Consider the following 21,527-nt stretch of genomic DNA (forward strand, 5'->3'; position numbering starts at 1 on the left):
ATCATACGAGCAATCTGGTCCGAGCGCGAGAGGCCATTAATCCAGATCAAACACGATGCTTTTACTGCGCAAACAGCGTGCGGATCTGCTAACGAATTCGCAGTTTCATGGCAAAAGGGTAACGTTAACTGAAGAAGCATGCCAACACGGCTGCCCCGGCAGCGGCGCTTGCTTCAAGGAAATAGCAAGACGAAGCTGACCGTTCCCGGCGCGATGCGTACTTCTGCCCGGCCGCCGTGCAGGATCATGATGGCGCGGACGATCGACAAGCCGAGCCCGGTCGAGCCCGCGCCGCGCGATGCATCGGCCCGATAAAAGCGTTCGAACAGGTGCGGCAGGTCGCTTGCGGCAATCGGATCGCCCTGGTTCGTGACCGTCAGCTCGGTCCAGCCTGCGTGCACGCCGGCCGCGAGGGTGACGGTGGTCCCTGGATGGGCGTGGCGGATCGCATTCGACAGCAGGTTCGCCAGCGCGCGGCGCAGCAGCTGGGCATCGGCCTGCACGCTGCCAACGCCGGCGCAGGCCAGCTCGAGCTCGCGCTCTTCGGCCATGCCCTCGAAAAATTCCGCCATGCGGGCGAACTCGTCCTCGATCGACAGCAGCTGGCGCACCGGCACCACGTCTTCCTGCTGGGCGCGCGCCAGGAACAGCATGCTGTCGACCATGCGCGACAGGCGTTCCAATTCTTCCACGTTCGAGGCGAGCAATTCCTCGTATTCCCTCTGGCTGCGCGGATGCGCCAGCGCCACTTGCGTCTGCATGAGCAGGTTGTTGACCGGGGTGCGGAACTCGTGTGCAAGGTCGGCGGAAAATCCGGACAGGCGCGTATAGCCGTCGTGCAGGCGCGTCAGCATCGCGTTCAGGGTCCCGATCAGGGGCTGCAGCTCGCTGGGTGCGCCTGCGCTGTCGAGCTGGCTGTCGAGGCGGCCAGGCCGCACCAGGGCGGCGTGGGCCGCGATCGCGCGCAGTGGCCGCAGGCCCCGCACCAGCATCAGGAAAGCCAGCAGGCCGGCCAGCACGGCCGCTGCCCCACAGGCCAGCACGATCTGGCGCCGGTAGCGCGCGAACATGGCCGTGCGGTCGGCATACACGCGCGCCACGACGATGCGCACCGGCTGTCCGCCCAGTCGGGCACTGCCGGAGACGACCTGGGCCGGCGCACCCGCGCGGCTGGTCCAGGCCACGACCGGCGTCTGCTCCACCCTCTCGGCGAGCAAGGGCACCGGATAGCGCTCGTCCAATGGATTGATGTCGAGCAGCAGTCGGCCGGCGGCATCGAAGATGCGCACCAGCGCATTCTCCTGTCCGCTCATCGTGTCGCGGAAATATTGCGGCCGTTCGTGCAGCAGGGTCTGGGCGTCCGGCGTACCGAGCAGCTGCTGGACCTGGCGCAGCTTGCCGCGCAGGGCGATCTCGTCGCGGCGCACGATCTCGCCGGTGAAGGCGTGATACAGGTAGAGGCCCAGTCCCGCCGCGCTGGCGGCCACGATCAGCACGAAGGCGAGACTGACACGCAGGGTGAGCGAACCCTTCACGCGGACGGCTCCGCCTGTGCCTCGCACACATAACCCATGCCGCGCCGCGTATGGATCAGCTTGAGGGCGAAGGGATCGTCGATCTTGCGGCGCAGGCGCCGGATCGCGGCATCGATGACGTTGGTATCGCTGTCGAAGTTCATGTCCCATACCGCCGACGCGATCAGGGAACGCGACAGCACCTGGCCCTGGCGCCGCGCCAGCAGGTGCAGCAGGTTGAATTCCTGGGCCGTCAGTGCAACGGCCCTGCCCTGGCGCTTGACGCTGCGGGCGATGACGTCGATCTCCATGTCGCCCACGCGCAGCAATTCGTCCTCGCGCACCGGCGCGCGCCGCAGCAGGGTGCGGATGCGGGCGACCAGTTCGACGAAGGCGAAGGGTTTAACGAGGTAATCGTCGGCGCCCAGTTCGAGCCCTTTCACCCGGTCCTGCACTTCGTCGCGCGCAGTCAGGAACAGCACCGGCAGCCTGGCCGTCGCCACGTTCGCCCGCAGGGCGGCCAGCACCTCCCAGCCGTTCATGCGCGGCAGCAGCACGTCGAGCACGACCAAGTCCACCTCTTCCTCGCCGGCGATGTGCAGGCCATCGCGGCCGTTGCGCGCCAGGCTGGCCGTGAAACCGGACTCGCGCAGGCCGCGCTGCAGGTAGTCGCCGGTCTTCGGTTCGTCTTCGATGATGAGGATGTGCATGCGACGCATTCTAAGCTGCGCTCCTTGGTTCGAACATGACGGAATTGTCATCTTCGCGTCACGCGCCTGTGGGGTAGGCGCCTCTACAGTAGCCGCATCACCGAACGAAGGAATTCCATGGTCAAGCCCATCCTGGCGCTGTGCGCCGCCCTGCTCGCCCAGCCGGCCTCGGCCGCGCTACCCCAGCTCACCGACCTGTCACTCGAGGCCGCCAATCGTCTTGCCGGCGCCGCGGTCGCCGCCTGCGCGGCGCAGGGACGCGCCATCGTCGTCTCCCTCGTCGACCGCGGCGGCAACCTGGTCGCCGTCCAGCGCGCCGACGGTGTCGGCCCGCATAACACCGAAGCTAGCCGTCGTAAGGCGTACACGGCTTTATCGACCCGCAGCGCCACGCTCGACCTGGCGAGAAACGCCGCCGCCGAGCCCGATGCGCGCAACCTGGCCTACCTACCCGAACTCCTGCTGCTGGGCGGCGGCGTGCCGCTGCGTGTGCAGGGCCAGGTCGTTGGCGCTATCGGCGTGGCCGGTGGCGGCGGCGCGCGCAACGACCATGCCTGCGCGACGGCGGCCATCTCCACCAATGCCGTGTTCGAGCGCCCATCCATCAACTAAGCATCGCATTGAAGGAACCCACCATGAAAACAATCACCCGCATCCTCCTCGGCGCCACCCTGGCAAGCGCCTCCCTGCTGGCCGCCGCTGCCGACAACCCGCTCAGTGTCCACATCCTCGACCTGCAGAGCGGCCAACCCACCGCCGGGGTCGGCGTCACCCTCGAGCAGCGCGACGGGCAAGCCTGGCGCGCACTCGGCAATGCCGTCACCGACGAGCAAGGCCGCGTGCGCGCGCTCTACCCGGCCGGCAAGCCGATCAGCAAAGGCGTCTACCGGATCGTTTTCAATACCGGCGAACACTATGCACGCCTGCGCCAGCCGACCTTCTTCGAGCAGATCCCCGTCGAATTCAAGGTCGACGATACGGCCCAGCACTACCATATCCCCTTGCTGCTGAGCCCTTATGGCTACTCGACCTACCGCGGCAACTGAGCGGTTTCGTTCGGGGCAAACGCACCGAAAAAGGTCTACCATGTGGGATCGAACGTGTCTGAATACTAACGAGGATCCCATGCTGACTCTGAAAGACCCGACCCTGCTGCGCCAGCAAGCCTATATCGACGGCGCATGGTGCGATGCCAACGAAGGCGCCACTGTCGACGTGATCAATCCGGCCACCGGAGAGAAGCTGGGCACCGTGCCGCACATGGGCGCGCAGGAAACCCGGCGTGCGATCGAGGCCGCCGCCACGGCCTGGCCGGCCTGGCGCAGGAAGACCGCGCGCGAACGTGCCCTCGTCCTGCGCAAGTGGAACGACCTGATGCTGGAAAACGCCGACGACCTGGCGCTCCTGATGACGGCCGAACAAGGCAAACCCCTGGCGGAAGCGAAAGGAGAGGTGGCCTACGCCGCCTCCTTCTTCGAGTGGTTCGGAGAAGAAGCCAAGCGTGTCGCCGGCGAGACGATCCAGTCGCCCTGGCCGGACCGCCGCATCGTCGTCACCAAGGAACCGATCGGCGTCTGCGCGGCCATCACGCCCTGGAATTTTCCTGCCGCGATGATCACGAGGAAAGTCGCGCCGGCACTGGCAGCCGGCTGCCCGATCGTTTTAAAACCGGCCGAGCTGACGCCGTATTCGGCGCTGGCCCTGGCCGTGCTGGCCGAGCGCGCCGGCGTACCGAAAGGCGTGTTCAGTGTCGTGATCGGCGACGCCAAGGCGATCGGCGGCGAAATGACCAGCAACCCACTGGTGCGCAAGCTCAGTTTTACGGGATCGACCGCCGTCGGCCGCCTGCTCATGGAACAGTGCGCGCCGACGATCAAGAAGGTCTCGCTGGAACTGGGCGGCAACGCCTCCTTCATCGTGTTCGACGACGCCGACATCGATGCCGCCGTCGAGGGAGCGATCGCCTCCAAGTACCGCAACGCCGGCCAGACCTGCGTCTGCGCCAACCGGATCTACGTGCAGGACGGCGTCTACGAGGAATTCGCGCAGAAGCTGGTGACCGCGGTGGGCAAACTAAAAGTCGGCAACGGCGTCGAGGCGGGCGTCAACCAGGGGCCGCTGATCGAAGAGAAGGCCGTGGTAAAAGTCGAGCAGCACATCGCCGACGCGCTGGGCAAGGGCGCGCGCCTGCTGCTGGGCGGCAAGCGCCACGAACTCGGCCACAGCTTCTTCCAGCCGACCGTTCTCGCCGACGTCAATGCCAGCATGGCGGTCGCGCGCGAAGAAACCTTTGGACCGCTGGCGCCCCTGTTCCGCTTCAAGACCGAGGACGAGGTGATCGCCATGGCGAACGACACCGAGTTCGGCCTGGCCTCCTATTTTTATTCGCGCGACATCGGGCGCGTCTGGCGCGTGGCCGAGCAGATCGAGACCGGGATGGTGGGCGTGAACACCGGCCTGATCTCGACCGAAGTCGCGCCTTTCGGCGGCGTCAAGCAATCGGGCCTGGGCCGCGAAGGTTCCATTTACGGGATGGACGATTACCTGGTCGTGAAATACATCTGCATGGGCGGCGTTTGAATGACAATCACGCGCGATCCGCTCTCCAGCGTCGTCGACGCCCCGCTGTTCATTGTGCCGCGGGTGCTCGACGCGTTGCGGGCCTACCGTGAGCGGCCGCGGTCCGCAAACCCGGCCGGCGCCCAGCTGGATGCGCTGCTCGATCGCCTGCTCGCTGGCGTGGCGGCGCATCCGACCAAGTTCTGGGTGATGCGGCAGTTCCGGGACGCCTTGCAGGCCGTCGAGGGCGAAGACCTGGAAGCGCGCACGCAGTTCCGCAGCGCGCTCGAGTAGCTGATGGACATCCTCGGCATCGGCAGTTCGGACGGCATCCTCGGGCCCGACCACCGCTGACTGCACCCCTCTTACCCACGCTGCATGATCCGGCGTCCTTGCGCGCCGTCTTCGCTCCGCACTGTTCAATAAGTCGTTATGATCAATTGACCCACGTCACGGGCCAACATAACAGGAGACATGCAGTGGAAAAGAACGTGTTGAAACACCCCCGGCACCTGAAACCCTTGCTCGCCTCGAGCGTCGTCGTACTGCTTGCCGCCTGCGGCGGTAACGACAACGACACGGCACCGCCGTCGCGCGTCGCCATGGATGTCGTGCGCACCGCCGGCGGCGAAGTCCGCGCCGTCGACCGCCTCGGCATGCGCAGCTATTTCGCCATTCCCTTCGCGGCGCCTCCCGTCGGCGAGCGGCGCTGGCAAGCGCCGGCGCCGGCGCAGCCCTGGACGGCGACGCTGGCCGCCACCAAATCGGCGGCGCCCTGCCTGCAAACGAGCGCCAGCCCCTTCCGCCTGTCCGGCGACAGCGAAGACTGCCTCTACCTCGACGTGCACGCGCCGACCGGACTCGGCCCGTTCCCGGTCATGGTTAACCTGCATGGCGGCGCTTTCAATACGGGCGGCGCCTCGGTGTATGCCGATCCCTCGCCGCTTGTCACCAAGGGCGTGATCGTCGTGAACGTCGCCTACCGCCTGGGCGCGATGGGCTTCCTCGCGCACCCGACGCTGGCGCAGGACGGCGCCGCCGGCAACTACGGCATCATGGACCAGCAGGCGGCATTGAAATGGGTACAGGACAATATCGTCCAGTTCGCGGGCGACAAGAACAACGTCACCGTGTTCGGCGAGTCGGCCGGCGGCTTCAGCGTCATGACGCACCTCGCCTCGCCCGGCTCGAAAGGCCTGTTCCAGAAGGCGATGATCCAGAGCGGGAACTACGGCAACGACCGCCAACTGAGCGCGGCGCAGATGGGGGCGGTCAGCCAGTCCATCGTCGACACCGCGATCAATAGCGCCAGGGCAGCGGGCGTCACCGGCATCAACTGCGATCCCGGCGCGGTCACGGCCGCCTGCCTGCGCAGCCTGCCGGACTCGGTCATCCGCACCTATCTCGCTAACGCCATCAGCACGGCGCTACCGATCATGGTGCCCTCGGTGGACGGCAAAGTGCTGCCGAAGTCGGTCAAGGCGACTTTCGCCGCCGGCGAAAACATCAAGGTGCCGACCGTCAACGGCACCAACGAGGACGAGTATGCGCTGTACATCGCCATCAACGAAGCGGGGCGCCGCGCCGCGGCTGCCAACTTCGACCCGGCCAACACCAGTTTCTCGCTGCCGGCCGCCGGCTATGCGCCAACGATCGCCGGCCTGACCGCGGGCACCGGCATCGACGTGAACGCGGTCATTGCGAACTTCTATCCGCTGTCGAACTACGGCAGCAATCCGGCCACCCAGCCGAGCCTGGCCGCATCAAGCCTGGCGACCGACCTCGGCTTCTCCTGCCCGGCGCTACGCACCTCGCAGCGCATCGCCGCGCAGGGTTCACCGGTCTACATGTACGAATTCCGCGACCAGACGGCGCTGCCGACTGTCGGTGTGGCGAACGGCAATTACTACCTGAGCTTCCCGCAGGGCGCCGCGCACTCGTATGACTTGCAATACCTGTACAACCTGGGAGACCTGCGCAACGAGGAACGGCGCACGCTGCAGACGGCGATGACGACCTACTGGAGCAATTTTGCGAAGACGGGCAATCCGAACAGCGGCGGCAGCGTGCCGGCGGAGTGGCCGGCGTTCACGGTAACGGACAATCGGGTGCTGGGGCTGGATGTAGCCTCGGGTGGCGGAGTAAGAGCCTTGACGAGCTTCGATGCGGACCACAAGTGCACGACAGCTTGGGGAAGAATCGTGACGTTCTAACGGCCTTGTTCCCTGCCTGTGGGCACCCGTGCCCACGCGTTACGTGCGGACGATTTGACCACCATACGGCGATAGGTCACAGCCAACGCACAGTGGGAACGTGCGTAACGCGTGGGCTCGGAGAGCCCACCCTACGTACGCAACTGCCTCGTTAAACGTCTTTGTATTCGTAATACTTGCGCGCGTCGCCGCGCACTTTGTCGGCGGGATACTTGGCGCGGTTGAGGAGCATCTTTTCCTCGACCGCCGCCATCAGGTCGACGTCGAGTTTATCCGCCAGGCGCACCAGGTAGACCAGCACATCGGCCATCTCATGGCGCACTTGCACCAGTTTCTCGTCGCCCAGTTCCTCGATGCGCCCATGCTGCAGCCACTGAAAATGTTCGAGCAGCTCGGCCGCCTCGACCGCCAGCGCCGACGACAGATTCTTCGGCGTATGGAACTGGTCCCAGTCGCGCTCGTCCACGAAAGTGCGCACCAGCTCGCGCAGCCGGGCCAGCTCTCCCGGGCCGGCTGCTTCACTCACAGCTCTTCCCCGCGGTCGCGGTAGCCGTCCAGCACCGAGGCCAGCTTCGGTGCGATTTCCTCGAAGCTGCTGACGGTAATGCCGAGGTCGCGCAGCAGGCCGTCGTGCACGCCGTAGACCCAGCTGTGGATTGTCAGCGGCTGGCCGCGCTCCCAGGCGTCGCGCACGATGGTCGTCTGCGCCACGTTGATCACCTGCTCGGCGACGTTCAGTTCGACCAGGCGGTTGGTGGCCGAGACGCCGGCCACGTTGCCCAGGTACTTGCCATGCTTTTCGCGCACGTCGCGCACGTGACCGAGCCAGTTGTCGGCCAGTCCGACGCGGGTATCGGTGAGGGCCGCATGCACACCCCCGCAGCCATAATGGCCGCAGATGATGATGTGCTTGACCTTCAGGACGTCGACCGCGAACTGCAATACGGAGAGGCAGTTCAGGTCCGAGTGCACGACCACGTTGGCGATATTCCGGTGGACGAACAGCTCGCCCGGCGCCATGCCGAGCAGTTCGTTGGCCGGCACGCGGCTGTCCGAGCAGCCGATCCACAGGTATTCCGGCGCCTGTTGCGAAGCCAGATCCTTGAAGAAGCCCGGGTCTTCCTCGACCATCGTGGCCGCCCACTTGCGGTTGCGTTCGAAGAGGTCGGCAGCTGTCAGGCCGGTCGGTGTTTTCGCCATTGGATTCTCCTGCTGAAGGAAAGGCGCGGAACGCGCCCTGTGATATTTGGTGAACTTTGCGTATTGTAAACGCAACACCGGAAGCACACAGTGAAAGTCGAAAGCGTCGCAATGCCCACTGCTTCCCTATGCTTCAGTCAAGGTATGATAACGATACCAAACCTGCCTCTGTTTCCATGACCAAGACCGCCAGAAGCCGCACCAGCGGCCGCGCCACCCTCGCCGACGTTGCGGCCCGTGCCGGCGTGGCCACGATGACCGCATCGCGTGCGATCAGCCACCCCGATCAGGTGTCCGCCGCGCTGCGCGCCCGCGTGCAACAAGCCGTTGCCGACCTGGCCTATGTGCCCAACCGCGCGGCCCGCGCGCTGGCCACGGCGGAATCGAATGTCATCGTGGTACTGGTGCCCTCGCTCTCGAACGCCGTCTTCACCGCGGTGCTGGCCGGCATCCAGGACGCGCTCGAGGCCGACGGCTACCAGATCCTGATCGGCAACACGCGTTATTCGGATGCGGAAGAGGAAAAGCTGCTGGGCATTTATTTGCAGTCGCATCCGGCCGGCATCCTGCTCTCGGGCCTCACCCATAGCGAGAAAGTGACGCAATTGCTTGCCAGCTCGAACCTGCCCGTGGTGTCGATGATGGACCTGGCCAGCGATCCGAACCGCTACTCGGTCGGCTTTTCCCAGCTGCAGGCGGGCTATACCATGACGCGCTACCTGATCGACAAGGGCCGCAAACGCATCGGTTTCATGGGCGCCCAGCTCGACGAGCGTACGCTCAAGCGCGCCGAGGGCTATCGCAAGGCGATGCAGGAAGCCGGCCTCTACGATCCACAGCTGGAAACCATGGTGTCCGATCCGTCGACCATCGCACTTGGCGCCGAACTGCTGGGCCGCATGCTGGCGGTCACCCCGGATTGCGACGCGATTTTCTGCTGCAACGACGACCTGGCCCACGGCGCGATCTACCAGTGCCAGCGGCGCGGAATCGCCGTACCGGAGCGCCTGGCCATTTGCGGCTTCAACGATCTGCCGGCCTCGGCCTGGATGAATCCGTCCGTCACCACCATCGGCACCCCGCGCTACCGCGTGGGTTATGAAGCGGCCAGTTTGTTGCGCGCTATCATCAAGGGCACCGTTCCTGCCCAGACCCGGATCGACCTCGGCTTCACCCTGATGGCGCGCGAAAGCGCCTGATTCCACGCGGCTTTTGCTTGCTACGCGCTCCAGCGCGCACGCTGCATTGCAGCATAAATAATTGTTTACAAATTTTCTCGTCGGCGTAGACTTGCCCGAAAATGTTAGCGCTACCAAAAGCGTCAACCCAACACGAGACAGTTTCGATGAACAACAGCAAGCCTCCCCTGCGCTGGGTGGTGATGGGCGTATCTGGCTGCGGCAAGAGCGAAGTCGGCCGGCGCCTCGCCTCCGCGCTCGGCGTGCCCTTCCTCGAAGGCGACGCCTACCATCCCGCCGAGAACGTCGCCAAGATGGCCGCCGGCATTCCCCTCACTGATACGGACCGGGCCGGCTGGCTCGCCACCTTGCGCGACGAAATCGCCGCCGCCCATGCCCGCGGCGAGGGGCTGGTGCTGGCCTGCTCCGCCCTCAAGCGGCGCTACCGCGACCTGCTGCGCGAGGCCGATCCGGCCCTGCAATTCGTCCACCTGGACGGCGCACGGCCCCTGATCGCCCAGCGCATGCTGGCGCGCACGGCCCACTTCATGCCCACTTCCCTGCTCGACAGCCAGTTGGCCGACCTCGAACCACTGGGGCCGGACGAACAGGGACTGCGGCTCGACATCGTCAAGGATCCCGCCGACCTGGCACAGGAAATCCTGCACACCCAGGGCCGCTAGAGCCCATCCACAATGACATTCAAGGAGACAACATGAGATTCACATCCACCAAAGGCATCGGCCGCCGCCGCTGGGGCATCGGCGCACTGCTCGGCATCGGCGTGCTGGTCAACTACATCGACCGCATCGGCCTGTCGGTCGCGGGGCCGCAAATCCAGGAACAGTTCGCGCTGACGGCTGTCGAAATGGGCCTGCTGTTCAGTGCCTTCGCCTGGTCGTATTCGCTGCTGCAAATCCCGGTCGGCATGGTGATGGACCGCTTCGGCCCTACCCGGGTGGGCCGCTGGGGCGCCTTCCTGTGGGGCATGGCCTCGGTCATTACCGCGCTCTCGAGCGGCTTTGCCGGCATCTTCGCCGCCCGTGTCCTGCTCGGCATCGCCGAGGCGCCGGCCTTCCCGGTCAGCGCCAAGGCGACCGGCTACTGGTTCCCGCGCAACGAGCGCGGCCTGGCCACCGCCATTTTCGATGCCGCCGCCAAGTTCTCCAACGTGATCGGCGTGCCGCTGGTGGCGATCACGGTGGTGACCCTGGGCTGGCGCTGGGGTTTTGCACTGACCGCGGCGCTCAGTTTCAGCTATTTCTTCGCCTTTTATTTCTTCTACCGCGACCCAAGCGCCGACACCCGGCTCTCGAAGGCCGAATACGCCTACATCAAGGACAACGGCGGTGCGCCGGAAGGCCCGTCCGACGCCGGCGCCGTCAGCATGCTCGGCTACCTGCTCACCCGGTCCAAAGTCTGGGGCTTGACCATCGGCTTCGCCGCCTACGGCTACACCTTTTATTTGTTCCTGACCTGGCTGCCCGGCTACCTGGTCCAGACCATGCACATGAGCATCCTGAAGTCGGCCGGCTATGCCGCCATCCCCTGGGCCTTCGCCACGCTCACCGACCTGTTCGTCGGCGGCTGGCTGATCGACCACCTGGTCAAGAAGGGCAAGGACGAATCCAAGGTCCGTAAAACCGTGCTGGTGGTCGGGATGATGTTCGGCCTGGCCGTGTTCGGCGCGACCCAGACCACCAATCCGGCCTGGGCGATCTTCTGGATCTCGATCGCGCTCGGCGGACTGGCCTCGGCGGCGCCGGTAGGCTGGTCCCTGCCCTCGCTGATCGCCCCGAAAGGCGGCGCCGGCACCATCGGCGGCATCATGAACTTCGCCAACAACCTGATGGGAGCGGCCGCGCCCATCGTCACCGGTATCATCGTCGGAGCGACGAATTCCTTCACGAATGCGTTCTTTGTTGCTGGTGTGATTTTGGTAATCGGCATCGTCTGCTTTGTCTTCGTGATGGGCAAGATCGAGCCGATCCCGGAGCCGCAGGCCCGCGCCAACGCCTTGCCTGCCACCTGAGCCAACGGGACGAACATGATCAAAACCTGTTTTTCCCTTGTCCTGCTGGCGCTGGGCAGCGGCGCCGCGTGCGCGCAAAGCGCAGTGAATTTTTATGGTGTGATGGACCTGGGCCTGTCGGTCGACGGCGGCGGCCTGGGCGGCAGCGCAACCCGCGTCACCAGCGGCATGGCGACCCAGAGCCGCTGGGGCTTTCGCGGCAGCGAGGAACTCGGCAATGGCATGAGCGCCTTCTTCGTCCTCGAAGGCGGCATCCACGCCGACAAGGGCGACTCGACCCAGAACAACACCTTGTTCGGCCGCGCCGCGCTGGTCGGCCTGCGCGGGCGCTACGGCGCGCTGTCGATCGGCCTGCAGGACACGCCGCTGTTTACGACGCTGAACGTGGTGGTCGACCCGCTGCGCAACGGCATCATCCGCTCGAACAACCTGATGGCGCCGACCGGCTTTCGGGCCGGCAATTCGGTCCTGTACCGCTCGCCCGACTTCAGCGGTTTCAGCGGCGACCTGATGTATGTGCCGGGAGAGGTGGCCGGCGACAGCGCGGCGGCGCGCGCCTGGGGCGGCTCGCTCGGCTACAGCCGAGGCCGGCTCAATGCGCGTGTGGCTTACCACCGCCGCAACAACGACACGGCGATCGTCAAAGGCAGCGAAGACGCGCGCAATACCTTGGTGGGTGCGAACTACGACTTCGGTCCGCTGCGCGCCCACCTCGGCTACGAGCTCAACCGGGGACCGGGCAGCTCGCCGCTGAACAATACGCAGGCGCTGTTCGGTGGCGCCGCGCCGGTAGCGTCCACCGACAGCCGCGACCTGCTGCTGGCGGCAAGCATGCCGCTGGGCGCCAGCACAGTCGTGGCCAGCTACGTGCGCAAGGATGACCGCACCCGCTTCGACCAGGATGCGCGCCAGCTCGGCCTGGCCTACATGTATGCGTTCTCGAAGCGCAGCGACGTCTACACCTCGTTCGCACGCATCCACAACCTCCATGGCGCGGCCTACACCGAAGGCAACAGCGAGGAAGCCGGCACGGGCGACCGCCAATTTACCCTGGGGCTGCGCCACCGCTTCTGAACGCGCAGCGCGCACAGGCATGAAAAAACCGCCAGGGGCTGATGCCACCCGGCGGTTTTGTCTTGAAGCGGCTTACTCGAAGAAGTCCTTGACCTTGTCCATCCAGCCCTTGCTTTGCGGGCTGTGCTTGGCGCCACCTTCGTTGGTGAGACGATCGAACTCGCGCAGCAGGTCCTTCTGCTTTTCGGTGAGTTTCACCGGGGTCTCGACGATCATGTGGCAGAACAGGTCGCCGGCATAACCCGAGCGCACGCCCTTGATGCCTTTGCCCTTCAGGCGGAAGGTTTTGCCCGTTTGCGTACCTTCCGGCACCGTGAACGAGACTTTACCGGTAAGCGTCGGCACTTCGATCTCGCCACCCAGGGCCGCTTTCGAGAACGAGATCGGCATTTCGCAATGCAGGTCGTCGCCTTCGCGCTGGAACACCGGATGCGGCTTGATGTGGATCTCGACGTACAAATCTCCCGAAGGACCGCCGTTCGTGCCCGGCTCGCCATTGCCGGTCGAACGGATGCGCATGCCGTTGTCGATACCGGCCGGAATCTTGACTTCCAGCGTCTTGTTGCGCTTGATGCGGCCGGCGCCCGAGCACGATGGGCAGGGTTCCGGAATCATCTTGCCGCTGCCGTGACACTTCGGGCAGGTTTGCTGGATACTGAAGAAGCCCTGCTGCATGCGCACCTGGCCGTGGCCGGCGCAGGTGGTGCAGGTGACCGGCTGCGTGCCCGGCTTGGCGCCGCTGCCGTGGCAGGTGTCGCACTTGTCCCAGCTCGGCACGCGGATGGTGGTGTCGAAGCCGTTGGCCGCCTGTTCCAGCGTGATCTCGAGGTTGTAGCGCAGGTCGGCGCCGCGGTAGACCTGCGGGCCGCTCGAGCCGCGGCCGCGGCCGCCGCCGAAGATGTCGCCGAAGATATCGCCAAAGGCGTCGCCGAAACCGCCGGCGCCGAAGCCTCCGCCGCCACCCATGTTCGGGTCGACGCCGGCGTGACCGTAACGGTCATAGGCCTCGCGTTTCTCCGGATTGGTCAGCATCTCGTAGGCCTCTTTGACCTCCTTGAACTTCTCCTCCGCTTCCTTGTTGTCAGGGTTGCGGTCCGGGTGGTACTTCATCGCCAGCTTGCGATAGGACTTCTTGATCTCTTCTTCCGAAGCACCCTTTGCGACCCCAAGGATCTCGTAAAAATCACGCTTTGCCATTTGGCACCTTGCTGTTGTCTACTTAACGAAACTGTCTGAGCAAAAAAACCGAGCCGCGAACCTTTTAGGATTCATCGGCTCGGCCGTTGTACGCGCTTACAAATTACTTCGCGTCTTTCACTTCCTTGAAGTCGGCGTCGACGACGTCGTCAGCCTGGGCCGACGAATCCGCACCACCGGCTTGCTGGCCTTCGGCGCCGGCACCGCCTGCCTGCTGTGCCTGCATGTCGGCGTACATCTTCTCGCCCAGCTTCTGCGCAGCGGTCGACAGGGCGGCCGTCTTGTTGTCGATGTCGGCCTTGTCGCCCGACTTGATCGCGCCTTCCAGGTCGTTGATGGCGGCTTCGATCTTTTCCTTCTCGCCGGCTTCCAGCTTGTCGCCGTATTCGGTCAGCGACTTGCGGGTCGAGTGCACCAGCGCATCGGCCTGGTTGCGCGACTCGGCCAGTTCCTTGACCTTCTTGTCTTCCTCGGCGTTCAGCTCGGCGTCCTTCACCATCTTCTGGATTTCGTCCTCGGTCAGGCCCGAGTTCGCCTTGATGGTGATCTTGTTTTCCTTGCCGGTGGCCTTGTCTTTCGCGCCGACGTGCAGGATGCCGTTGGCGTCGATGTCGAAGGTCACTTCGATCTGCGGGGTGCCGCGTGGTGCCGGCGGGATGCCCTCGAGATTGAATTCGCCCAGGCCCTTGTTGCCGGCAGCGATTTCACGCTCGCCCTGGTACACCTTGATGGTGACCGCTGGCTGGTTGTCGTCGGCGGTCGAGAACACCTGCGAGAACTTGGTCGGAATCGTGGTGTTCTTGTGGATCATCTTGGTCATCACGCCGCCCAGGGTTTCGATACCCAGGGACAGCGGGGTCACGTCCAGCAGCAGCAGGTCCTTGCGCTCGCCCGACAGGACCGAACCTTGAATCGCAGCGCCGACGGCGACGGCTTCGTCCGGGTTCACGTCCTTGCGTGGATCCTTGCCGAAGAACTCTTTGACTTTCTCTTGCACCTTCGGCATACGGGTCATGCCGCCGACCAGGATGATGTCGTCGATGTCCGAAACCTTGACGCCGGCATCCTTGATGGCGGTGCGGCATGGCTCGATCGTCTTGGCGATCAGTTCCTCGACCAGCGACTCCAGCTTGGCGCGGGTGATTTTCAGGTTCAGGTGGACCGGCGCGCCGTTCGCCATGGCGATGTACGGCTCGTTGATTTCGGTCTGCTGCGACGACGACAGTTCGATCTTCGCGCGCTCGGCCGAGGCCTTGATGCGCTGCAGGGCGATCGGGTCTTTCGACAGGTCGAGACCGTTCATCTTCTTGAATTCGTCGATGATGTAGTCGATCACGCGCTGGTCGAAGTCTTCGCCGCCGAGGAAGGTGTCGCCGTTGGTCGACAGCACTTCGAACTGCTTCTCGCCGTCCACGTCCGCGATCTCGATGATCGAGACGTCGAAGGTGCCGCCGCCGAGGTCATACACGGCGATCTTGCGGTCGCCCTTGTCGGTCTTGTCCAGGCCGAAAGCCAGTGCGGCCGCGGTCGGCTCGTTGATGATGCGCTTGACGTCCAGGCCCGCGATACGGCCGGCATCCTTGGTTGCCTGGCGCTGCGAGTCGTTGAAGTAAGCAGGCACCGTGATGACGGCTTCGGTCACTTCTTCGCCGAGGTAGTCTTCAGCGGTCTTCTTCATCTTGCGCAGGACTTCAGCCGAGATCTGCGGCGGAGCCAGCTTCTTGTCGCGCACGCCGACCCACGCATCGCCGTTGTCGGCTTTGGTGATCGCGTACGGCATCAGCGAGATGTCTTTCTGGACTTCCTTTTCGTCGAACTTGCGGCCGATCAGGCGCTTGACGGCGAACAGGGTGTTTTTCGGGTTGGTGACGGCCTGGCGCTTCGCCGGGGCGCCAACGAGGATCTCGCCATCTTCCTGGTAAGCGATGATCGACGGGGTGGTACGCGCGCCTTCCGCGTTTTCGATGACCTTAGGCTGGCCATTTTCCATGATCGCGACGCACGAATTGGTGGTGCCCAAGTCGATACCGATAATTCTGCCCATGATTATTTTCCTTTAAATGCTAAGTTTCGGATGTTTTGGAATATTGGGAAAAACTGCGTGCTTTCAAGGGTTTTTGCCGGTCAGCACACTGAAATTTTTCTTATTTTGGTGCTGCTGCGGTAACGATGGCCGGGCGCAACAGGCGATCGGCAATCATGTAACCCTTTTGCAGCACGCTGACCACGGTATTGGCTTCCTGGTCGGCCGGCACGACGGCCACGGCCTGGTGCTTGTTCGGATCGAGCTTGTCGCCCTGTTGCGGCATCACTTCGACCAGGCGGTTCTTTTCGAACGCGGCGGTGAGCTGCTTGAGGGTCATCTCGACGCCTTCCTTGATCGATTCGACCGTCGGCGCTTCGACCTTCAGCGCCATCTCGAGACTGTCGCGCACCGGCACCATGGCCTCGGCAAAGCTCTCGATCGCGAATTTGTGGGCTTTACTGACGTCTTCCTGGGCGCGGCGGCGGATGTTCTCGGCGTCGGCCTTGGCACGCATGAACGCGTCGTGCATTTCAGCCAGCTTGGCTTCGGTCGCGCTCAGCTGTTCTTCGAGGCCGGGCTCTGCGGGGGCGGCAGCTGCCTGGGAGGCAGATGCCGAGGCAGCGGCGTCGCTCTCCGGCTGGGGAATCACCTCTGGATTTTCTTGATCTTGCATCGAAAACACTCCTGAAATCAAATACTTGGCTGAATAATTAGACGGATGCTGCTTGTCGTACAGCGCCGCATATGGGGCGATCTCCTACAAATTCAAGGGGTATTGCAAGGCCGTCAGCAGAAAACCTGACAACAATTGTTACAAGATTTACCGATGAGGTAATCCTTCCCCGGACCGGAAGCTCTACCATTCTTGCAAGGCATCAGAACATGCGAAGAACAAGAACCAGGGCCAAGGGAGCCATCATGAAATTGCGATTGATCAGCAGCGCCGTCGTGGTCTATACCGCGCTTGCGGTAGCGTGCATCTGCTACGCCGGGGTGTAGAACGCGCCGTCAAAACGTGCCATTTTAACAGGTCCGCAAAGCGGACCGGGAGGCGTAGGCTGGGCGGGTCTCCCGCCCAGTGGTGATAGGTAGTGCCCGATATGATGCGCCGGTGCCGGCAATCGAATTGGGTTTAAGCGCCTAACCGCAGCGCATGCTCGCGCCCGAGTTCGGCATCGCGCCGCTCCGCCTCGCGCTGCGACGGACTCATCATGGTCGGCCAGCCAATCAGATGCTGTTCAGCAATCTCCGCCATGCCAATAATCCAGGTCGGCGACTCGTTCAGGCAAGGGATGTAATGAAATTCCTTGCCCCCCGCCGCCTCGAAATCGTGCTTCACTTCCATCGAAATTTCTTCCAAGGTTTCCAGGCAGTCGCTGGTGAAGCCAGGGCAGATCACGTCCACCCGTTGCACACCCTGGCGCGCCAGTTCGGCGACGGTGGGCGCCGTGTAGGGCTGCAGCCACTCGGCCTTGCCGAAGCGTGACTGGAAAGTGACGACGTACTCGTCCGGCGTCAGGCGCAGGCGGCTCGCCAGCAGGCGCGCCGTCTTCTGGCATTCGCAATAGTAGGGGTCGCCCAGCAGCAGCGTGCGCTTCGGCACGCCATGGAAACTCATCACCAGCTTCTGGCCGCGGCCGTGGGCGTCCCAGTGCGCGAGCACCGTGTCGTGCAGCGCGTCGATGTAGCCGTCGTGGTCGTGGTAGTGCTTGACCAGGCGCAGCTCGGGCACGTTGCGGATGTCTTTGTAGTGAGCGAAAACGGCATCCCAGATCGAGCCGGTGGTCGTGCCCGAATACTGCGGATAGGCCGGCAGCACGGCGATGCGGTCGCAGTTCTCCGCCTTCAGTTCGTCCAGCACTTCCGGCAGCGAGGGAGAGCCGTAGCGCATGGCCATGCGGACCTGCACGCCTTCGTGGCCGCGCTCTTCCAGCGTTTCGGCCAGCAGGTTGGCCTGCTTCTGCGTGTGCACTTTTAAAGGGGAACCTTCACGCGTCCAGATCGTCTGGTACTTTTTCGCCGACGCACCCGAGCGGAACGGCAGGATGATCAGGTTCAGGATGAACCACCACACCAGGCGCGGGATTTCCACCACGCGCGGGTCGGACAGGAATTGCTTCAGGTAGCGCTTGACCGCCGATCGGGTCGGCGCGTCAGGCGTGCCGAGGTTGACGAGGACAATCGCGCTGCGCGCAATCGCGCCGTGGGTGTGGGCCGGTTCTTTTCTGAAGGGCATGAGCGAATAGGAGGCTAAGGGGCCTCCATTATATGTGGGTGCCTACCCGCCTCGAATCGATATTTTCGATCGGTGCGATAGCCCAGCCGTTCAGCAATGTTGTGGTCGCGCCGGCGCCACGAATCGCTGCGGCCGGCGCGCCGTGTACATCACATCAGGTCGTCACTTTCAGGCGCACGTCGATGTTGTTGCGCGTCGCATTCGAATACGGACAGACGATGTGGGCCTTGTCGACCAGCTCCTGCAATTGCTGCTGCTCCATGCCGGGACCATGGATCGTCAGGTCGACTTCGATGCCGAAGCCGGTCGGAATCTGGCCGATGCCGACTTCGCCGGTGACGGTCAGTTCTTCCGGCAGCTTTACTTTGGCCTGGCCGGCGACGAATTTCAGCGCTCCCAGGAAGCAGGCCGAATAGCCGGCCGCAAACAGTTGCTCGGGATTGGTACCGGTCGCGCCATTTCCGCCCAGCTCTTTCGGCGTCGTCAGCTTGACGTCCAGCACGCCGTTGTCGCTGCGCGATGTTCCCTCGCGGCCGCCTTGCGAGGTGGCCTTGGCGCGGTACAGGACTTTGTCGATGCTCATGCGAACCTCCTTGTTTTGGTTGGAAGGAGATTCTGGCAGAGGTAGAAATGGCGGAGCGCCCGGTAGCGTCACCGCGGCGACACCGGATTCGTGCCGCCCGCTTCCCGCCCCTGATTCCGGATCTGTTATCGTGAACGCCATGATCGATTTCAAGCAACATTGGAAACGTGACTGGACCAGTCTCGGCCGGACCGGGGACGCCGCCTTGCTCGACCGGCTGCTGGCCAGCTATGCGCAGCCGCAGCGCCACAACCATACGCTGCAGCATCTGGCGGAATGCCTGGACCTCTTCGACCAGGTCGCGCACCTGACCCAACGCCCCGGCGAAGCGGCGCTCGCGCTCTGGTTCCACGACGCCGTCTACGTGCCGCAGGCAGCAGACAACGAGGCGCGCAGTGCGACGTGGGCGGCCGAAGCGCTGCTCGCGGCCGGTGCCGATCAGGATGTGATTGCACGCATCCAGGCGTTGATCATGGCGACGGCGCATCATCAGGCCGAGGAAGAAAGCGATGCCCGCCTGGTGATCGACGTCGACCTGGCGATCCTCGGCGCGGAACCGGCGCGCTTCGCCGAATACGAAGAGCAGGTGCGTGCCGAATACGCCAGCGTGCCTGATGAGCTGTACCGGCAAAAGCGCGGCGAGCTGCTGGCGCGCTTCCTGCAAAGGCCTGCGATTTACAGGACGGCTGAACTGCATGCGAGGCTGGAGGGACGAGCGCGAATGAATTTGTGTCAAACAGTCAGAACACGAAGTCAAGCCTGACTTTTGGACCAAGCCTTCGTCTTACCCACTCTACTCGTATTGAGGCCGAGTTTGAATGCCAGAGCTGACCTGTTCAATAGGATTCGTCTTCTGAATGTCAGCTCTCGACCCGAAGCAGACAACGCCTTATCGAAAAGGCTGAGTCCCTCCTCGGCAGTCCGTTATGCAGCAATTAGTGGCCGGCAGTTCGGATTTTTTCAGCGACTATTGAGCTGCTTTCGTTCGCGATATTATTCATCGCCCGCAAAAAATCGCTATGCCACATGCCTTCGCTGGTAATGCTACGGTTGACCACACTGCGAATTGGGACAGTTGTTCTTGCGATATTGATACCGCTTACCGTGGCTGCGCCTTCAGCTTCAATCGTCAACATGTTGCGTTGATCCTCTGCAACGCGAAATTTTGTGAACTCGACAGAGACGAAGCGCGCGGCCGGCCGCTCCTGCATGGCCTGACGGAAGCATTCCTGATCTTCACAGACCTGCCCGTTGGCACCAATCGCCAGCTTGAGGTTCTCCGCAATGTAGCGTCCAACCGGTACCAAAATCCGCGAATCGACATTGAGTGGCTGCAGGGTTCCCGATGCAGACATGCCGATGCGCTGATTGGCCGGCAACGCAGCCAGCATGGTCAGCTGGGGAGCATTTTTTGCGATTGAGTTGGCATAGCGCTGGGTAAATCCGATATTCCGGGATTCCGCCGGGCTCCATGTGACACCGACGGTGTTATCGCACACGATCTCCGAAAAGGGCTTACCAGCAAAAACTGGTTGGAGCAACACGACGACCTCATCACCATTGTTCCCCGCAGGTGTTCGCTTGAAGCTGGGGGTCGCTAACTGGTATTTGTCCACTGCACAGCCAGCGATGAGAACCACGCAAGAAAAGGCCAGGACACGTAGAGATTTCATGCAAATACACCCCTGTTTTTATGGATGAGGATAGAAATTCTTGTTCGGATAACACTTACTAGGCAAGCGGTAATATACCGATCAATTGCCGGCGCGAAAATGTCTTTCTATACGAAGGTAGTTGAACGACTGCTTCTGGCCGGTTGCAGACGTATTGTAGCGTCCGCTTACGACCCGTTGCAGACGCTCGAGGTGAGGTCATCGATCAAGCAGGTAGACACCGCTCTGACTCGCCCAAACACGTGCAGCTTCTGCTATCCCCGGTTGCACAAAGAAAAAATGGTACGTATCGTCCCAGCTTTCATAAAACGCACACCGAAATTCTGGAAGCACGACCTGAAAGTGACGGTGCCCGAAGACCCTACCTCCGCCTGGTCTGCAATACTCGGAGATTACTGCGTCAGACAAAAATCTGCGAAAAATTATGCGGCGCCATTGACGGCCGCGCTGCACGAACGAGATTACTTCAGTTGAGCCAACCATCCGAGAACAAAAATCTCCGAGCAAGGCGTCGCGACGCGCCTGTTCAACTGCAGGAACATTTTCTAGCTTCTCACCCGCTTCTTCTTGCGACAGCCAGTGGTCGAATACCGAGACCGAGAGTGTTTGAACGTTCTCGGGCCGCTCGCTCAGGTCGACCTCCATTAGCCAAGGAAACTGGATGGCGAGATCACGTTGACGAACTTTTGGGACATTAGCAACGCGGCGGCTCGACATAGTTTTTTGGATCGGTAGTTCGTTCGCTGGGATGTGTTGAAGGGCCGTTTTTGGCCGATCTCGGCCGTTCGATACAGCTCAGTGTACAGCCGTGGTTGTTCCCAAGGCAAGCAAAGGCTGCGCTAGGGGTTGCTGGACCACCAGGTGCCCACAATGGGACTCCACAACCACGGAGGCCTCATGGATTCGATCTCTAGCAAAGCCAAAAGTGCAGGACCCTGGAACAAGGGACGTCTTGTCGGGCAAAAGCTCCCGTTGAAGTTACGGGAAATTTGGGCGATTCGCATTCGTCTACAGTTGTCCGCGCGGGTGCGGGACCTCGCGCTGTTCAACCTCGCTATCGATAGTAAGCTGCGCGGCTGCGACCTCGTCAGTCTGCGCGTCAAGGACGTTTCGCAGGGGCGAAGCATCTTTCACCGCGCGATCGTCATGCAGCGTAAGACCGGTCGGCCGGTTCAGTTCGAGATTACGGAGCAAACCCGGAACTCTGAATCGCCCCGGCTTTCGTGGAGGCCGGTTAGTGTGAGTCAGGCCGGAATGGCTTGACTGCTCAGTTGCTTGTAATAGTTTGCCTCAGCTTCGGCTGGCGGTATATAGCCGAGCGGTGCGAGTAGG

At 63.0% G+C, this 21,527-nt stretch carries 21 protein-coding genes and 1 pseudogene; 11 read left to right on the top strand and 11 right to left on the bottom strand.

The annotated features are described in order from the left end of the window. Positions 1-173: 173 nt before the first annotated feature. Both C2862_RS15285 and C2862_RS15290 read right to left on the bottom strand, forming a co-directional pair. On the bottom strand, positions 174-1,535 hold the full coding sequence (locus C2862_RS15285; protein WP_229467451.1) for a heavy metal sensor histidine kinase: 1,362 nt from the start codon (positions 1,533-1,535) through the stop codon (positions 174-176). Next, positions 1,532-2,224 (bottom strand): heavy metal response regulator transcription factor, encoded by a 693-nt coding sequence (locus C2862_RS15290; RefSeq protein WP_136220991.1) that lies wholly within the window; start codon positions 2,222-2,224, stop codon positions 1,532-1,534. Before C2862_RS15290 ends, C2862_RS15285 begins: the two co-directional genes overlap by 4 nt. 117 nt (positions 2,225-2,341) lie before the next feature. Between C2862_RS15290 and C2862_RS15295 the strand changes: the two genes are divergently transcribed. The 5 genes from C2862_RS15295 to C2862_RS15315 all read left to right on the top strand — a co-directional run bounded on the left by C2862_RS15295 (position 2,342) and on the right by C2862_RS15315 (position 6,996). Then, the gene (locus C2862_RS15295) at positions 2,342-2,836 is read left to right on the top strand and encodes a heme-binding protein (RefSeq protein ID WP_136220992.1); all 495 of its coding nucleotides are present in this window, start codon (positions 2,342-2,344) and stop codon (positions 2,834-2,836) included. A 23-nt stretch (positions 2,837-2,859) separates the two neighbouring features. After that, the gene (gene uraH / locus C2862_RS15300) at positions 2,860-3,270 is read left to right on the top strand and encodes a hydroxyisourate hydrolase (RefSeq protein WP_136220993.1); all 411 of its coding nucleotides are present in this window, start codon (positions 2,860-2,862) and stop codon (positions 3,268-3,270) included. Between the two features lie 79 nt (positions 3,271-3,349). Next, positions 3,350-4,804, top strand: coding sequence for an NADP-dependent succinate-semialdehyde dehydrogenase (gabD, locus tag C2862_RS15305; RefSeq protein WP_136220994.1), 1,455 nt, complete (start codon positions 3,350-3,352; stop codon positions 4,802-4,804). Beyond that, positions 4,805-5,077 carry a hypothetical protein gene (locus C2862_RS15310; RefSeq protein ID WP_136220995.1) on the top strand — a complete coding sequence of 91 codons (273 nt, stop codon included), beginning with the start codon at positions 4,805-4,807 and terminating at the stop codon, positions 5,075-5,077. A gap of 197 nt (positions 5,078-5,274) precedes the next feature. Then, positions 5,275-6,996, top strand: coding sequence for a carboxylesterase/lipase family protein (locus C2862_RS15315; RefSeq protein WP_136220996.1), 1,722 nt, complete (start codon positions 5,275-5,277; stop codon positions 6,994-6,996). A 151-nt stretch (positions 6,997-7,147) separates the two neighbouring features. On the opposite strand, the gene C2862_RS15320 is transcribed toward C2862_RS15315, so the two are convergent. After that, on the bottom strand, positions 7,148-7,522 hold the full coding sequence (locus C2862_RS15320) for a nucleotide pyrophosphohydrolase (protein WP_136220997.1): 375 nt from the start codon (positions 7,520-7,522) through the stop codon (positions 7,148-7,150). Next, on the bottom strand, positions 7,519-8,196 hold the full coding sequence (gene can, locus C2862_RS15325; RefSeq protein WP_136220998.1) for a carbonate dehydratase: 678 nt from the start codon (positions 8,194-8,196) through the stop codon (positions 7,519-7,521). The genes C2862_RS15320 and can overlap by 4 nt, the downstream gene beginning before the upstream one ends. 176 nt (positions 8,197-8,372) lie before the next feature. On the opposite strand from can, the gene C2862_RS15330 reads away from it, so the two are divergent. From C2862_RS15330 to C2862_RS15345, 4 genes are all read left to right on the top strand, one after another. Further along, positions 8,373-9,395 (top strand): LacI family DNA-binding transcriptional regulator, encoded by a 1,023-nt coding sequence (locus C2862_RS15330; RefSeq protein WP_136220999.1) that lies wholly within the window; start codon positions 8,373-8,375, stop codon positions 9,393-9,395. A gap of 146 nt (positions 9,396-9,541) precedes the next feature. Then, positions 9,542-10,057, top strand: coding sequence for a gluconokinase (locus tag C2862_RS15335; RefSeq protein ID WP_229467452.1), 516 nt, complete (start codon positions 9,542-9,544; stop codon positions 10,055-10,057). 32 nt (positions 10,058-10,089) lie between these two features. Then, positions 10,090-11,406 carry an MFS transporter gene (locus C2862_RS15340; protein ID WP_136221000.1) on the top strand — a complete coding sequence of 439 codons (1,317 nt, stop codon included), beginning with the start codon at positions 10,090-10,092 and terminating at the stop codon, positions 11,404-11,406. Positions 11,407-11,421: 15 nt separating this feature from the next. After that, the gene (locus C2862_RS15345; protein ID WP_136221001.1) at positions 11,422-12,480 is read left to right on the top strand and encodes a porin; all 1,059 of its coding nucleotides are present in this window, start codon (positions 11,422-11,424) and stop codon (positions 12,478-12,480) included. A 72-nt stretch (positions 12,481-12,552) separates the two neighbouring features. On the opposite strand, the gene dnaJ is transcribed toward C2862_RS15345, so the two are convergent. The 5 genes from dnaJ to C2862_RS15370 all read right to left on the bottom strand — a co-directional run bounded on the left by dnaJ (position 12,553) and on the right by C2862_RS15370 (position 18,522). Continuing rightward, complete coding sequence (dnaJ, locus tag C2862_RS15350; protein ID WP_136221002.1) at positions 12,553-13,677, bottom strand: molecular chaperone DnaJ; 1,125 nt, start codon at positions 13,675-13,677, stop codon at positions 12,553-12,555. A 103-nt stretch (positions 13,678-13,780) separates the two neighbouring features. Further along, positions 13,781-15,721: a molecular chaperone DnaK gene (dnaK, locus tag C2862_RS15355; RefSeq protein ID WP_136221003.1), complete on the bottom strand. Its 1,941-nt coding sequence runs from the start codon at positions 15,719-15,721 to the stop codon at positions 13,781-13,783. A 100-nt stretch (positions 15,722-15,821) separates the two neighbouring features. Continuing rightward, positions 15,822-16,376 (bottom strand): nucleotide exchange factor GrpE, encoded by a 555-nt coding sequence (gene grpE, locus C2862_RS15360; RefSeq protein ID WP_136221004.1) that lies wholly within the window; start codon positions 16,374-16,376, stop codon positions 15,822-15,824. A 459-nt stretch (positions 16,377-16,835) separates the two neighbouring features. After that, on the bottom strand, positions 16,836-17,939 hold the full coding sequence (gene hemH / locus C2862_RS15365) for a ferrochelatase (RefSeq protein ID WP_136221005.1): 1,104 nt from the start codon (positions 17,937-17,939) through the stop codon (positions 16,836-16,838). Positions 17,940-18,093: 154 nt separating this feature from the next. Beyond that, positions 18,094-18,522, bottom strand: a complete 429-nt coding sequence (locus tag C2862_RS15370; protein ID WP_136221006.1) for an organic hydroperoxide resistance protein — start codon at positions 18,520-18,522, stop codon at positions 18,094-18,096. Between the two features lie 139 nt (positions 18,523-18,661). On the opposite strand from C2862_RS15370, the gene C2862_RS15375 reads away from it, so the two are divergent. Further along, positions 18,662-19,285, top strand: a complete 624-nt coding sequence (locus C2862_RS15375) for an N-methyl-D-aspartate receptor NMDAR2C subunit (protein ID WP_136221026.1) — start codon at positions 18,662-18,664, stop codon at positions 19,283-19,285. 172 nt (positions 19,286-19,457) lie between these two features. On the opposite strand, the gene C2862_RS15380 is transcribed toward C2862_RS15375, so the two are convergent. Together C2862_RS15380 and C2862_RS15385 are read right to left on the bottom strand one after the other, a co-directional pair. Further along, positions 19,458-20,195 (bottom strand): hypothetical protein, encoded by a 738-nt coding sequence (locus C2862_RS15380; protein WP_136221007.1) that lies wholly within the window; start codon positions 20,193-20,195, stop codon positions 19,458-19,460. A 198-nt stretch (positions 20,196-20,393) separates the two neighbouring features. Continuing rightward, the gene (locus tag C2862_RS15385; RefSeq protein WP_136221008.1) at positions 20,394-20,912 is read right to left on the bottom strand and encodes a hypothetical protein; all 519 of its coding nucleotides are present in this window, start codon (positions 20,910-20,912) and stop codon (positions 20,394-20,396) included. 180 nt (positions 20,913-21,092) lie between these two features. Here C2862_RS15385 and C2862_RS15390 point away from each other — a divergent pair. Beyond that, a pseudogene (locus C2862_RS15390) lies at positions 21,093-21,401 on the top strand (integrase); the annotation flags it as partial. Between the last annotated feature and the right edge of the window lie 126 nt (positions 21,402-21,527).

The sequence above is a fragment of the Massilia sp. Mn16-1_5 genome (assembly GCF_004798585.1).
Taxonomy (GTDB): domain Bacteria; phylum Pseudomonadota; class Gammaproteobacteria; order Burkholderiales; family Burkholderiaceae_D; genus Telluria.

What these genes read in the sequence shown, in the direction of transcription:
- C2862_RS15290 (WP_136220991.1), bottom strand. Translation starts at nt 2,224, where the DNA reads ATGCACATCCTCATCATCGAAGACGAACCGAAGACCGGCGACTACCTG.
- C2862_RS15295 (WP_136220992.1), top strand. Translation starts at nt 2,342, where the DNA reads ATGGTCAAGCCCATCCTGGCGCTGTGCGCCGCCCTGCTCGCCCAGCCG.
- uraH (WP_136220993.1), top strand. Translation starts at nt 2,860, where the DNA reads ATGAAAACAATCACCCGCATCCTCCTCGGCGCCACCCTGGCAAGCGCC.
- gabD (WP_136220994.1), top strand. Translation starts at nt 3,350, where the DNA reads ATGCTGACTCTGAAAGACCCGACCCTGCTGCGCCAGCAAGCCTATATC.
- C2862_RS15310 (WP_136220995.1), top strand. Translation starts at nt 4,805, where the DNA reads ATGACAATCACGCGCGATCCGCTCTCCAGCGTCGTCGACGCCCCGCTG.
- can (WP_136220998.1), bottom strand. Translation starts at nt 8,196, where the DNA reads ATGGCGAAAACACCGACCGGCCTGACAGCTGCCGACCTCTTCGAACGC.
- C2862_RS15330 (WP_136220999.1), top strand. Translation starts at nt 8,373, where the DNA reads ATGACCAAGACCGCCAGAAGCCGCACCAGCGGCCGCGCCACCCTCGCC.
- C2862_RS15335 (WP_229467452.1), top strand. Translation starts at nt 9,542, where the DNA reads ATGAACAACAGCAAGCCTCCCCTGCGCTGGGTGGTGATGGGCGTATCT.
- C2862_RS15340 (WP_136221000.1), top strand. Translation starts at nt 10,090, where the DNA reads ATGAGATTCACATCCACCAAAGGCATCGGCCGCCGCCGCTGGGGCATC.
- C2862_RS15345 (WP_136221001.1), top strand. Translation starts at nt 11,422, where the DNA reads ATGATCAAAACCTGTTTTTCCCTTGTCCTGCTGGCGCTGGGCAGCGGC.
- dnaJ (WP_136221002.1), bottom strand. Translation starts at nt 13,677, where the DNA reads ATGGCAAAGCGTGATTTTTACGAGATCCTTGGGGTCGCAAAGGGTGCT.
- dnaK (WP_136221003.1), bottom strand. Translation starts at nt 15,721, where the DNA reads ATGGGCAGAATTATCGGTATCGACTTGGGCACCACCAATTCGTGCGTC.
- grpE (WP_136221004.1), bottom strand. Translation starts at nt 16,376, where the DNA reads ATGCAAGATCAAGAAAATCCAGAGGTGATTCCCCAGCCGGAGAGCGAC.
- hemH (WP_136221005.1), bottom strand. Translation starts at nt 17,939, where the DNA reads ATGCCCTTCAGAAAAGAACCGGCCCACACCCACGGCGCGATTGCGCGC.
- C2862_RS15370 (WP_136221006.1), bottom strand. Translation starts at nt 18,522, where the DNA reads ATGAGCATCGACAAAGTCCTGTACCGCGCCAAGGCCACCTCGCAAGGC.
- C2862_RS15375 (WP_136221026.1), top strand. Translation starts at nt 18,662, where the DNA reads ATGATCGATTTCAAGCAACATTGGAAACGTGACTGGACCAGTCTCGGC.
- C2862_RS15380 (WP_136221007.1), bottom strand. Translation starts at nt 20,195, where the DNA reads ATGAAATCTCTACGTGTCCTGGCCTTTTCTTGCGTGGTTCTCATCGCT.
- C2862_RS15385 (WP_136221008.1), bottom strand. Translation starts at nt 20,912, where the DNA reads ATGTCGAGCCGCCGCGTTGCTAATGTCCCAAAAGTTCGTCAACGTGAT.